A 13261-nucleotide genomic window follows, 5' to 3' on the forward strand; every position below is an offset into this window, starting at 1 on the left:
GGCCTAGATCGCGACGTCACCGTAAGTGAGTCCGGCCCGCTCCGCTGGGACTTTCGCGGGAAAACCCGTGCCGCGCCGGTAACGAACCGGCTACTTCACCCGATGGTGATCGCCCGGTTACGCCCGAGAGGCCCGGACCGCCACCGCGGTCCGGGCCTCTCGCCAGTTGGTCATCCAAGTTCGCGCTTGGTCAGCTGCCCATCTGCGGTTCCTTGATCTCGGCGACACACCAGTTGCCACCGTTCTTGCGCAAGGTGAACTCCGTGTTCAGCGAGACGCTCGCACCCTGGACCGTGATGTCGAACTTCAGCTTGCCGGTCGCGGTGTCACCGTTCTCCTTCGGTGCCTCGGCGACCGAGAGCTTGAAGTCGATGCCGCCTGCCTTCAGCTGGTCCAGCACCTCTTGGCCGCCCGCCTCATCGGGGTTGCAGGAGACCTTCTTCGCCGCTTCCACGTCTTTGTTGTTCATCGCCGTGACCAGAGCGTCCGCCGTGGCACTGGCCGAGCCCGTGCCGCCTCCGTTCCCCAGGACGAAGATCAGCGTGACCACGACACCGATCACGACCACCGCGCCACCGACGAGGATCCACGGCAGTGGGCTCTTCTTCTTCGGCGGCTCGAAGCCGGGCTGTCCAAACTGGCCGGGCTGCTGCGGGTAGCCGCCCTGCTGCTGGGCATACGGGTTGTTCGGGTCATAGCCGGGCTGCGCCGGCTGCGGGCCCGAAGGCGGGTAGTGGCCGCCCGGCTGCTGCTGTGCCGGCTGCGGCCCGGATGGCGGGAAGTTCCCGCCCGGCTGTTGCTGCGGATAGCCACCTTGCTGTGGGTATCCACCCGGCTGCTGCGGGTAGCCGCCGCCAGGCTGCTGGCCATATCCCGGCTGCTGGCCGTAACCGGGCTGGTCGCCGTATCCGCCCGGCTGCTGCGGCGGTTGAGACATTACGTTCTCCTAGCTGTGGCGATCGTGTACATGTCATGTTTCAACGGCGCTCGCCCGGGCGCCATCGGACTAGTACTGGACGCACCGTAGCTGGTGTGAGGTTCCCTACTACACCGGGATGGAGCATTGAATCCCTCCGAGCGGGGGTTTCTTGACATCGACGCGCCGATCTCGACATCTGGATGAGCTCCTAATGTCAGTGATCACCGGTACCGTATGGGGTACGTAGTTCGGGAGGAGGTGCCGACCATGCAGCACGACCGTCCCGGCAGTCGGCCTGAGGAGGCCGACGACCACAGCGCCGATGAAGGCGCGGGCCGTGAGACTAGTCAGTCCGCGCAGATCCGATTCCTCGAAGAGGAAATCGCACTGCTGCGCCGCAAGTTGACGGAATCGCCTCGCCATGTGCGCCTGCTCGAGCAGAGGCTTGCCGAAGCATCTGAACGAGTTGGGCAGCTCACTGAGCGCAACACCAAGTTGGTGGACACGCTGCGCGAGGCCCGAAGCCAGTTGCTGGCGTTGCGGGAGGAGGTGGATCGGCTAGCGCAGCCGCCCAGCGGCTATGGCGTGTATCTCGCCGGTCATGAGGACGGCACGGTGGATGTCTTCACCGCGGGCCGTCGGATGCGGGTGGCAGTGTCACCCGCCGTCGAGGTCGACACGCTCAAGCGCGGCCAATCGGTGCGTCTCAACGAGGCGCTGACCGTTGTGGAGGGTGGCACCTTCGAGCAGACCGGCGAGGTCTGCACGTTGCGTGAACTGCTCGCCGCCGGATCCGATGGTGCCTCGTTGCGGGCACTTGTGGTCGGACATGCCGATGAGGAGAGGGTGGTGTGGCTGGCCGATCCACTGGCCGACGCGCCGCTCAAACCAGGTGATTCTCTCCTGGTCGACACCAAGTCCGGGTATGCGTACGAACGCGTGCCCAAGGCAGAGGTCGAGGATCTCGTGCTCGAGGAGGTGCCGGACGTCGACTACGCCGACATCGGTGGCCTCTACCGGCAGATCGAGCAGATCCGCGACGCGGTGGAACTGCCGTTCCTGCACGCCGAGCTGTACCGGGAATACGAGCTGCGCCCGCCAAAGGGCGTGCTGCTCTACGGTCCGCCCGGCTGCGGCAAGACACTCATCGCCAAGGCCGTGGCCAACTCGTTGGCCAAGAAGGTCGCGTTGGCGCGGGGCGAAGGCGACAGCGAAGCCAAGTCGTACTTCCTCAACATCAAGGGTCCCGAACTGCTCAACAAGTTCGTGGGCGAGACCGAGCGGCACATCCGGCTGATCTTCCAGCGCGCGCGGGAGAAGGCCTCGGAAGGCACCCCGGTGATCGTGTTCTTCGACGAGATGGACTCGATCTTCCGCACCCGTGGCAGCGGTGTGTCGTCCGATGTGGAGACGACCATCGTCCCGCAGCTGCTCAGCGAGATCGACGGTGTCGAAGGTCTCGAGAACGTGATCGTGATCGGCGCGTCCAACCGCGAGGACATGATCGACCCGGCGATCCTGCGCCCGGGCCGATTGGACGTGAAGATCAAGATCGAGCGTCCGGACGCCGAAGCGGCCAAGGACATCTTCTCGAAGTACCTGACCACCACCCTGCCGATCCACACCGACGACCTCGACGAGTTCGCCGGGGACCGCCGGGCGTGCCTGGACGCGATGATCCAGCACACCGTGGAGCGGATGTACGAGGAGAGCGAGGACAACCGGTTCCTCGAGGTCACGTACGCCAACGGGGACAAGGAAGTCCTGTACTTCCGCGACTTCAACTCCGGCGCGATGATCCAGAACATCGTCGACCGGGCGAAGAAGGCCGCGATCAAGTCGGTGCTGGAGACCAAGCAGCCCGGCCTGCGCGTGCAGCACCTGCTGGACGCGATCGTGGACGAGTTCGCGGAGAACGAGGACCTGCCCAACACCACCAACCCGGACGACTGGGCCAGGATCTCCGGCAAGAAGGGCGAGCGGATCGTCTACATCCGCACGCTCGTCACCGGAAAGAACCAGGAGTCCGGCCGGGCGATCGACACGGCCACCAACACCGGCCAGTACCTGTAGAAACCCGGAACAAGACGAGCGCCGCGACCAGCTTGGTCGCGGCGCTCGTTTACGTTGGTGCCCATGCGTATCGCTTTGGGCATGGCAGCACTTGGACGGCCCGCGTACATCAACCTCGGTCGCGACACGGCTTTGCCGGCCGACCGCACGCCTCAAGCGATGCGCGAGGCCAGTTTCGCGGTCCTGGATGCCGCGTACGCGGCCGGAATCCGGTGGGTTGACGCGGCGAGGTCATATGGCCGTGCCGAGCAGTTCGTGGCCGCGTGGCTGGCCGAGCGCGGCGTTTCAGACGTGACTGTTTCCAGTAAATGGGGCTACGAGTACACAGCGGACTGGCGTCCCGACGCGACTGTGCACGAAGTGAAGGAACATTCGCTCGCCCGGTTCGAGCGCCAGTGGAGCGAGACTCGAGCCCTGCTCGAAGTCGCGTTGTACCAAGTGCATTCGCTGACCGCCGACAGCCCGTTGTTCGCCGACAAGGACTTGCAGGCCCGGATGGCGGATATCGGCGTACCTGTCGGGTTCTCCACGAGCGGACCGGCGCAGGCTGACACGATCCGGCGCGCGTTCGACCTGGAGGTCAACGGGCAGCGGCTGTTCTCGGCGGTGCAGTCCACTTGGAACCTCCTGGAGACCTCAGCGGGCCCGGCCTTGGCCGAGGCCCATTCCGAAGGCGCACGGGTGATGCTCAAAGAGGTCATGGCCAACGGCCGGCTGGCGATGCAGCCACCTGGCCCGGTCGCGGAAATCGCCATCCGGCACGGCGCCGGCCCTGACGCGGTCGCGATGGCCGCCGCCTTGGCCCAGCCGTGGGCCGATCTGGTGCTCAGCGGCGCGGCGAGCGTTCCGCAGTTGTACGCCAACCTGATGCCGGTCGAACTGGACGTCGTCGACCACGAGTTGCTGCGAGACCTCGCCGAGCCGCCACAGGACTACTGGAAACACCGCTCGGCACTGAGTTGGAACTGACCACATCAGACTCGGGACGTGGCCAGCATTCCGCCGTGCGGGGAAGCGCGCTCGACGAACGAGGGGGCCAAGTGGGCATCGCGCGGTGTCGTCGCCGGCTATATCACCCCGACACGACCGGCTTCCAGGTCGGCGAGCTCAGCACGGGGTGTGCCGCCGACACCTCGTTGAACGGGCACCACTAAAGTCTGCCTCGGGGAAACAACCAAGATCGCAACAAGGGGACGACACACCTTGCGTCGTGTGCACGTGCTCGCCGGCGTCGGTGCGGCGCTGCTGTTGGCGAGCTGCTCGGACCGGCCGAACGACCTGCGGGACAACCGGTACTACCAGGACCCTGAACCGCCCCCGTCCAGCGCTCCGCCCGCACCGGCCGCACAGCAAGAGACCCCGCGCCCGGCCGCCGCGCCGACAACCCAGCGCAAAGCCGCGCAGCTGGACCGTGTGGCCATGACGGCGCAGGACCTCGCTGAGGAAGGTGTCCAACCGTCCGGGAGCCCGTCACGGGCCGTCCAGGCGGCGCTGCCGGACTGCCAGGCGCCGCTGGGTAAGGCGACGTCGGCGTATCAGACCTCGTGGGAGTACCCGACCGGATCGATCGTCCGGCAGTACTTGGCGGAGTACGACGGAAATGCCGGTGAAATCGTTACCGCCGCCCGCGCGAAGCTCAACTGCGGCAAGTACCAGTCCGCTGGCGCCGAGGTCCGCGTCAGCACCCCTGTCGTCACGGACGGGCAGGTCAGCTGGTGTGCCACGAGCAGCAGGCAGTCCTCGTGCACCGTGCTCAAGGCCGACGGTTCCGTGCTGTCCGTCGTGGTCGTCACGGCCACCACGGAGGCCAAGGCCAAGCCCGCGGTGACACGAATCGCACCACTCGCTGCAACGGCTCTGGCACGCAACTCATAGGCTTGTCGCATGCGGCGGATCATGGGTACTGAGGTCGAGTACGGCATTGCCGTACCTGGCGATGCGACAGCCAATCCCGTACTGACATCGACCCAGGTCGTGCTTGCCTACGCGGCAGCAGCCGATATACCGCGTGCCCGTCGGGCGCGTTGGGACTACGAGGTCGAGTCGCCGCTGCGGGACGCGCGCGGGTTCGACCTGGGCGCGCCGAGCATGGCCCCGTCCGACCCGGACGTCGAGGACCTCGGCGCGGCCAACGTCATCCTCACCAACGGCGCCCGGCTGTACGTCGACCACGCGCACCCGGAGTACTCCGCGCCCGAGGTCACCAACGCGCGTGACGCGGTGATCTGGGACAAGGCAGGGGAGCGGGTGATGGAGGAGGCTGCGCTCAAGGCCGCCACCGTGCCCGGTCAGCCCCGGCTGCAGCTGTACAAGAACAACGTCGACGGCAAGGGCGCGAGCTACGGCACGCACGAGAACTACCTGATGAACCGGAGCACGCCGTTCACCTCGGTGATCTCCGGGCTCACCCCGTTCTTCGTGTCCCGCCAGGTGATCTGCGGCTCCGGGCGGGTCGGCATCGGTGTGGCCGGCGAGGAGGCCGGGTTCCAGCTGTCCCAGCGGTCGGACTACATCGAGGTCGAGGTCGGCCTGGAGACCACGCTCAAGCGCGGCATCATCAACACCCGCGACGAGCCGCACGCCGACGCCGACAAGTACCGGCGGCTGCACGTGATCATCGGCGACGCGAACCTCGCCGAGTACTCCACCTACCTCAAGCTCGGCACGGCGGCACTGGTCATCGACATGATCGAGTCCGGGCTCCGGTTCGACCACCTCAAACTGGCCGATCCGGTCCGCGCGGTGCACAACCTCAGCCACGACCCGACGCTCAAGACCGTCGTCGAGCTGTCCAACGGCCGCAAGTTCACCGGGTTGGACATCCAGTCCGCGTACATGGAGATGGCCGCCGAGCACATCGAGAAGACCGACCAGGACTCGGTGTCCCGGCACGTGCTGCAGACCTGGGCGGAGATCATCGACGCGCTGCGCCGTGACCCGATGGAATGCGCCGACCGGCTCGACTGGCCTGCCAAGCTGCGCCTGCTCGAGGGCTTCCGGGCCCGGGACAACCTGCAGTGGTCCTCGCCGCGGCTGTCCCTGATCGACCTGCAGTACTCCGACGTGCGGCTGGACAAGGGCCTCTACAACCGCCTGGTGGCCCGTGGCTCGATGAAACGGCTGGTCACCGAGGACGAGGTGCAGGCGGCGATCACCGAGCCGCCCAGCGACACCCGGGCCTACTTCCGCGGCCGCTGCCTGGAGAAGTACCCGACTTCGATCGCTGCCGCATCGTGGGATTCGGTGATCTTCGATCTGGGCCGTGAGTCGCTGGTGCGCATCCCGACCCTCGAACCGCTGCGCGGGACAAAAGCGCACGTCGGAGCCCTGTTGGAGGCCGCTGACACGGCCGAGGAACTGGTCGACGCGCTCACCGGCGCGCCCCGCGGTTAGTTCACTGGCGGAGAAACACCCGTGAACCTGTGGGACACATGTCGGTCCCCCTGGGTAATGTTCATGTAGGCCAGTCGAAAACCGGGAGGCCAGATGTCCCAGGAAAAGGTCCAGCGCCAGGGCGGCGGCGACAACGACGACGATGCCGTCGACGGTGCGCCTGCCGGTCAGGAGCGCAGGGAAAAGCTCGGCGAGGACGTGGACACCATCCTCGACGAGATCGACGACGTACTTGAGGAGAACGCGGAAGACTTCGTCCGCGCCTACGTGCAAAAGGGCGGCGAGTAACCTTCTCGCGCCTGATCAGCGCGGGTGATCGGCACCGCCGGTAAGCAGGAACCAGCAGAGCGACGAAAGCAGGGCATGGACCACACCTTCACCCGCCAGGGGGCGGGCACCGGGCTACCGGCTGCCTATCTCTCGGCCGCGTCATTGTCATTCAGCGACTTCCTGCGCTCGCAGGCGCCCGATCTACTTCCGGGCGCCCGCGCGGCGGAACTGAACAACCAGAGTGCTCTCGCGGAGGTCCCGCACGGCACGACCATCGTCGCGGTGACCTATTCCGGCGGCGTGCTGCTCGCGGGTGACCGGCGTGCGACGTCGGGCAACCTGATCGCTCAGCGCGACATGGAGAAGGTGTTCGTCACCGACGACTACTCGGCGGTGGGGATCGCGGGCACCGCGGGTCTCGCGGTCGAGATGGTCCGCCTGTACACGGTGGAACTCGCGTACTACGAGAAGATCGAGGGCGTGCCGCTGTCGTTGGACGGTAAGGCGAACAAGCTCGCCTCGACGGTGCGCGAGAACCTCGGGATGGCGATGAACGGCCTGGCAGTGGTGCCGTTGTTCGTCGGCTACGACATCGACGCGGACCAGCCGCACGGCCGGATCGTGTCCTACGACGTGGTCGGCGGCCGCTACGAGGAGCGGGCAGGCTTCCACGCGGTCGGTTCCGGCTCGTTGTTCGCCAAGTCCGCGCTCAAGAAGCTCTACGATCCGCAAGGCGACCAGGCCGCCGCGATCCGGTGGGCGGTCGAGGCGCTGTACGACGCCGCCGAGGACGACAGTGCGACCGGCGGGCCGGACCTGTCGCGGCGGATCTTCCCGTCCATCATCACCATCACCGGACCGGAAGGCGCGGTGCGCCTGACCGACGAGGAAACGGGTGCGGTGGCCGAGGCGGTCGTCGCCGACCGCAGTCAACGGCCGCGTGGCTAACGAGTCCAGTCCGCACAAGATCCAGGAGCCACTGCTGTGAGTATGCCGCTGTTCGCCTCGCCCGAGCAGTTGATGCGGGAGAAGTCCGAGATCGCCCGTAAGGGCATCGCGCGGGGCCGCAGTGTCGTCGTGCTGAAGTACGCCGGTGGCGTGCTGTTCGTCGCGGAGATCCCGGCCAAGAGCACCCTGCGCAAGGTCTCTGAGCTCTACGACCGCATCGGGTTCGCCGCGGCCGGTCGCTACAGCGAGTTCGAAGGCCTGCGCCGCGGCGGCATCAGGCACGCCGAGCTGTGGGGCTTCGCGTACGACCGCCGGGACGTTTCGGCGCGCCAGCTCGCCAACGTCTACGCGCAGTCGCTCGGTGCGATCTTCACCGAGCAGCTCAAGCCGTACGAGGTGGAGCTCTGCGTCGCCGAGGTCGGTGTCACGGCCGAGCAGGACCAGATGTTCCGGCTGACCTACGACGGCTCGATCGTCGACGAGTCGCGGTTCATGGTGATGGGCGGCAACGTCGACCCGATCGTGACCGCGCTGAAGGACACCTACAGCGAGGGCATGGAGTTGCCCGCTGCCGTTGACGTCGCTGTCCGCGCGCTGAGCAAGTCGAGCAGCAACAGCAACAACGGCGGCGACGGCGGACTGCTCGCCTCGGAGAACCTCGAGGTGGCAGTGCTCGACCGGGCAAGGCCACGGCGTGCGTTCCGCCGGATCTCCGGCGAGGCGCTGACCGCGCTGCTGCCCACGAGCGAGCCGCCCAAGGCCGCCGAGGAAGAGCCGCCGGCCACCGACAAGTAGGACACCAGAGTCATACATCCGGACCCGGGAGCCGACTCCGCGCTCTCGGGTCCGGGCTTTGTCATGGGGAGGAAACCGGCGTGACAGGCCGCCGAATCGCGCTGCTGGTCGCGACGACCGAGCACATCGATCCCAACTTGCGTGGCCACAGCGTGCCGCCGGGGGACGGCAGGCGTCTGCGGGAACTGCTGCTCGACCCGGACGTGGGCGGGTACGACGAGGTGGTCCTGCTCGCGAACGAGTCCAAGTCCGGGATCGAACGCGAACTGGAGCGCCTGCTGCGGGATCGCGCGCCCGAGGACACGGTGTTGCTGCACCTGACCGGATGCGCGGTGTGGAACGCGTACGGCCAGTTGTTCTTCGCCACGGCGGGCACTGACGCGATGCAGCCGTGGTCGACGGCTCTGTCGGCCATGGTGCTGGGGTACATGCTCGCCGAGTGCCAGGCGAAGTCGAAGGTCGTCCTGCTGGACTGCGCCATAGGGGCGCAGCCGTTCCTGAACGACTACCTCGGCACGAGCGCGTTCTTGATCTCGGCGACGAACCGGCTCACCGCGACGGTCGTCCGCGCGCTGGACACCGGCGCGGCGGACAAGGACGGCGACGGCCAGATCTCCGCTTCGGAGCTGCACGACTTCGTCACTGCCGAACTGCACGACGAGGGAACGCAGGGGTGCGCCAGCCAGGTCGAGCCGAACATCGTGATCGCCAAGGCACGCACGCAGACCACCGAGCCCGCCGAGCCCGCCGCGCCGCCGCAGCCGGTCGAGCCCGGCGGCCAACCAGATCTGCTTGACCTGCTGGGGATTTCGTCTCCGGTGACGTTCGACGTCCAGCACGCGTGGCGGCGGCGACCGGAGAACGAGCGGTACCGCGTGCCGATCGGTGTCGACGAGAGCGGCCAGCCGGTCGTGGTGGACATCAAGAACGCCGGGATGGACGGCATGGGCCCGCACGGCCTGTGCTTCGGCTCGCTTTTCGATTCCGGCACAACGGATTTCGTCCGCACCTTCGTCCTTGGGCTCGCGGCGGCCCATTCGTCGCAGATCCTCAACTTCGTCATCGTGGACCTCGACAGCGGGGCCGCGTTCCAAGAGCTGGCCAACCTGCCGCATGTCTCGGCGCTGCTCACCGACCTCGGCGACAACCTGCTGCTGGTCGACCGGTTGATGGACGCGCTGGCCGGTGAGATGAACAGGCGCCAGGAACTGCTGCGTGCGTCCGGCAACTTCAAGAACTTCTGGGAGTACGAACAAGCCAGGGACAGCGGCGCCGACCTCGACCCGATGCCCGCACTGGTCATCGTCGTCAACGAGTTCGCGAGCCTGATGACCGCCAAACCTGCGCTGGAGCGGGTTTTCGTCGCGCTGGGCAGGCTGGGAAAGTCGCTGGGACTGCACATGCTGCTGGTGGCCAAAGCGATGGATCAGGGCAGTCTGCGGGCGCTCGACCCGTTCCTGTCGTACCGGATCGGGCTTCGGATGTCCTCGGCCGAGGAATCCCGTGTGGTGTTCGGCATTCCGGACGCCCACGAACTCCCGGCCGACGCTGGTGCCGCATACCTGAAGAAGGACGTCGGGACGTTGGTCCGGTTCACCACGGCGACTGTCACCGGGAACGTGGACGATTCGCCGGACGCGTGGCCCAGGTTCGATCTCGTCGTGCACCGGATGCTCGGTCAAGGACCACCGGCTCACGAGATCTGGCTGCCGCCGCTGGATGGGCCGTGTTCGCTGGACGTGCTGATGCCGCCGTTGCACGTGACAGATCGGGGTCTGTGCCCACAGAACACCCCGTGGCTCGGGCAGCTGCAGACGCCCGTCGGGGTTGTCGACAAGCCGTTCGAGCAGCGGCGTGACCTGCTGTGGGCGGATTTCTCCGGCGCTGCGGGGCATGGCGCGGTCGTCGGCGCCGCGGGATCGGGCAAGTCGATGCTCCTGCGCACGCTGCTGGTGTCGATGGCTTTGACCCAAACCCCGCTGGAGGCCCAGTTCCACTGCCTCGATCTCGGTGGCGGGACGCTCGCTTCGGTGGCCGAGTTGCCGCATGTCGGTTCGGTCGCGTCGGCAGCCGACCGGGACTTGGTGCCACGGATCGTCACCGAACTCGCCTCGCTGGTCGCCGACCGGGAGCGGCGGTTCCGCGAGCAGGGCGTCGATTCGATGGCCGAATTCCGGGACCGCAAGCGGCAAGGGCGAATCACCGACGACCCGTTCGGTGACGTGTTCCTGGTCGTGGACGGCTGGCAGGTGTTCCGGCGGGAGTTCCCGGCACTGGAAGGCCCTGTCGTCAACCTTGTCGCACAAGGGTTGGCGTATGGCGTGCACGTGATCGTGTCCGCCGAGCGGTGGGCCGACATCCCGCCCGCGACAAAGGACCTGCTGGGCACGAGGTTCGAGCTGCGCGTCGACGACCCAGCTGAGTCCGAAGTGGACAACCGGATCGCGGTGAACGTTCCCATCGGGCGCCCCGGGTTCGGGCTGAGCCAGCAGAAGCTGCACTTCGTCGGCGGCCTGCCGCGGATCGACGGCTCGGCATCCGCCGACGACGTGGACGCCGGTGTCCAGGACGCACTCGGCAAAATCCGCCAGCACTGGCGCGGGCCGGTGCCGCCGTTGGCGCGCCCGGAGCCGTACACGGCCAAGAGCCGCACGATCCAGATCGGCGTGAACGACGGCCAAGCCCCTGTGTCCGTCGACTTCGACGCCGAGCCCCACTTCCTGGTGTTCGGCGCGGGTGAGTCAGGCAAGACGAACGTGCTGCGCACCATCGTGCGCGGCATCATGCAGCAGTACACGCCGGAAGACGCGGTGATCATGCTCGTCGATTACCGGCGCTCCATGCTCGGGTACATCGACACGCAGCACCTCCTGGCGTACGCCTTCTCGCCGTCCCAGCTCGCGGACATGGCAGCGGATGTCATCGCGTCGCTGCGTAAACGCCTGCCAGGCCCGGATGTCACACAAGAACAGGCGAAGGACCGGTCCTGGTGGAAGGGACCCGAGCTGTTCCTGATCGTGGACGACTACGAACTGCTGACAGCGCAGGAGAACAACCCGCTCGCACCGCTGCGGGAGTTCGTGCCCCTCGCCAAGGACGTCGGGCTGCACGTCATCGTCGCGAGCCGTCCCATGGCCCCGGCGCGGGCGTCGTTCGATCCGGTCATCGGCATCCTCAAGGAGTTCGCCAGCCCGGGCGTCGTGCTCAGCGTGCCGGAGGACCAAGGCCCGCAGATGGGCAACTACCGCCCCACGCTCCTGCCACCCGGCCGCGGCACGATGATCACCCGAGGCGGACAGCAGGGCCTCCAGCTGACGTGGACTCCGGACATTCAGCGGTAGACGGATTCAGCGGTAGACGGTGAGGGCGGCTGGCTGGGCGGTGAAGCGGAACCTGGTGCCCAGCGGGCCGACTTCGCCGTCCGTGGCGATCCTGATCGGCTTGCCGTACACCTTCACGTCCAGCTCGGACACTTCCAGATGCCGGTACGTCTTGCTGCGGTGCAAGGCGCCCAGCACAGCGCCGAACACGAACCGCAGCCGTGAGAACGGGACGTCGGCGCGGATGTAGCGGACGTCCATCAAGCCCGTGTCCAGCTCGAACCGGGTGGTCGGGGCGAAGCCCTTCGGCCGGTAGGACCCGTTGCCGACGAACACCATCCAGACCAGGTGCCGTTCGTTGTTGATGGTCAGGTGCAGCGGCGCCGACTTGGCCAGCACGCGGACCAGCGCGATCGCCCCGGCAGGCCACTTGCCCCAGCGGCGGGTGAGTTTTTCGCGCAGCCGCACCATGTCCGGGTAGCCACCGAGGCTCGCGGTGTTGAGGAACCAGCGCGGCGGGTGTTCGTCCACGTCGACGTGGCTCAGGTCGACGCGGGCACCGTTACCGATCGCCAGGGCGTCGGCCACGCTCTGGATGCCGTCGATCCCGACATCGCGGGCGAAATGGTTCAACGTTCCCGCTGGCACGAGCACCAGCGGCAAGTGGCGTTCGGCTGCGACCGCCGACACCGCGGCGACAGTGCCGTCGCCGCCCGCCACCCCCAGGGCCTTCGGCGGTACTTCGGCCTCGTCGATCGTCTTGTGCAGGTGCTCGATCAAGCTGTCGCCCTCGGGGTAGACCACCGTCGCCTTCGGCCAGTACGACTGGATCTCCTCGGTCGGGTCGTTGCCGTCGATGCCCGAACCCGGGTTCACGAGTACGAGAACGCCCTCGCCGTTCTCGATCGCTGGTAACGCCGACTGCGGGTGCGCGCTCGCGGGCTCGTCCGCGCCGGGCGGCCACCAACGGCGGGTGGCCAGGCCCGCGGCGACGCCGATGGCAGCGCCCGCGGCCACGTCCGTCGGCCAGTGCACACCAGTGTGGACGCGCGAATATGCAACCGCTGCCGCCAACGGCAGCACCGCGGCGCCGAGCACCGGGCTCTCCATCGTCAACGCTGTCGTGAACGCCACCGCGGACGCTGAATGGCCCGACGGGAACGACGAGGACGTCGGCCGCTTGGTCAGCCGCCGGTATGTGGGCAACAACTCAGCGGCGGGTCTACGCCGCGGAAACAGTTGCTTGCCGATCAGGTTCGCGCTGAAGCTCGCGAAGCCGATCGCGACCACTCCCCGTAACGCCGCCCGGCGGGGCTTGCCTTTCCGCATGGCGAGAACACTCGCCACGCTGAACCACAACACGCCGTGGTTCGCCGATTTGGTCAAACTCTTCAGCGCCCGGTCGACCCTTGTCTCCGGCAGCTCGGCACTGCGGCGGACAAGGGTTTTGTCCATCTGGCTGGCGTCGCGCAGCGATCTTCGAACACGTCGGAACACACTGTGAACGGTAGCGACAGAGCCGATGCGGCGCCGATCGGATGTC

General features: G+C 67.2%; 10 protein-coding genes. 8 read left to right on the plus strand and 2 right to left on the minus strand.

The annotated features are described in order from the left end of the window. Nucleotides 1–190: 190 nt before the first annotated feature. Nucleotides 191–937, minus strand: coding sequence for an Rv0361 family membrane protein (locus tag B9C43_RS04395; protein ID WP_084424748.1), 747 nt, complete (start codon nucleotides 935–937; stop codon nucleotides 191–193). Nucleotides 938–1186: 249 nt separating this feature from the next. On the opposite strand from B9C43_RS04395, the gene arc reads away from it, so the two are divergent. The 8 genes from arc (at nucleotide 1187) to eccCb (ending at nucleotide 11739) form a co-directional block, all read left to right on the plus strand. After that, nucleotides 1187–2992 carry a proteasome ATPase gene (arc, locus tag B9C43_RS04400; RefSeq protein ID WP_033393339.1) on the plus strand — a complete coding sequence of 602 codons (1806 nt, stop codon included), beginning with the start codon at nucleotides 1187–1189 and terminating at the stop codon, nucleotides 2990–2992. A gap of 63 nt (nucleotides 2993–3055) precedes the next feature. Further along, entirely contained in the window at nucleotides 3056–3961 is a 906-nt protein-coding gene (locus tag B9C43_RS04405; protein WP_084424750.1) for an aldo/keto reductase, read from the plus strand. A gap of 243 nt (nucleotides 3962–4204) precedes the next feature. Next, nucleotides 4205–4867: a hypothetical protein gene (locus B9C43_RS04410; RefSeq protein WP_033393335.1), complete on the plus strand. Its 663-nt coding sequence runs from the start codon at nucleotides 4205–4207 to the stop codon at nucleotides 4865–4867. Nucleotides 4868–4876: 9 nt separating this feature from the next. After that, the gene (gene dop, locus B9C43_RS04415) at nucleotides 4877–6385 is read left to right on the plus strand and encodes a depupylase/deamidase Dop (protein ID WP_033393336.1); all 1509 of its coding nucleotides are present in this window, start codon (nucleotides 4877–4879) and stop codon (nucleotides 6383–6385) included. Nucleotides 6386–6478: 93 nt separating this feature from the next. Further along, nucleotides 6479–6673 carry a ubiquitin-like protein Pup gene (locus tag B9C43_RS04420; protein ID WP_033393337.1) on the plus strand — a complete coding sequence of 65 codons (195 nt, stop codon included), beginning with the start codon at nucleotides 6479–6481 and terminating at the stop codon, nucleotides 6671–6673. Between the two features lie 75 nt (nucleotides 6674–6748). Then, nucleotides 6749–7603, plus strand: coding sequence for a proteasome subunit beta (prcB, locus tag B9C43_RS04425; protein ID WP_033393340.1), 855 nt, complete (start codon nucleotides 6749–6751; stop codon nucleotides 7601–7603). A 36-nt stretch (nucleotides 7604–7639) separates the two neighbouring features. After that, the gene (gene prcA, locus B9C43_RS04430) at nucleotides 7640–8398 is read left to right on the plus strand and encodes a proteasome subunit alpha (RefSeq protein WP_033393338.1); all 759 of its coding nucleotides are present in this window, start codon (nucleotides 7640–7642) and stop codon (nucleotides 8396–8398) included. Between the two features lie 80 nt (nucleotides 8399–8478). Then, nucleotides 8479–11739, plus strand: a complete 3261-nt coding sequence (eccCb, locus tag B9C43_RS04435) for a type VII secretion protein EccCb (protein WP_235038424.1) — start codon at nucleotides 8479–8481, stop codon at nucleotides 11737–11739. A 6-nt stretch (nucleotides 11740–11745) separates the two neighbouring features. On the opposite strand, the gene B9C43_RS04440 is transcribed toward eccCb, so the two are convergent. Next, nucleotides 11746–13215, minus strand: a complete 1470-nt coding sequence (locus B9C43_RS04440; protein WP_084424751.1) for a bifunctional phosphatase PAP2/diacylglycerol kinase family protein — start codon at nucleotides 13213–13215, stop codon at nucleotides 11746–11748. Nucleotides 13216–13261 lie beyond the last annotated feature (46 nt).

Origin of the sequence: Kibdelosporangium aridum (assembly GCF_900176515.1) — a bacterium.
GTDB lineage: Bacteria > Actinomycetota > Actinomycetes > Mycobacteriales > Pseudonocardiaceae > Kibdelosporangium > Kibdelosporangium aridum.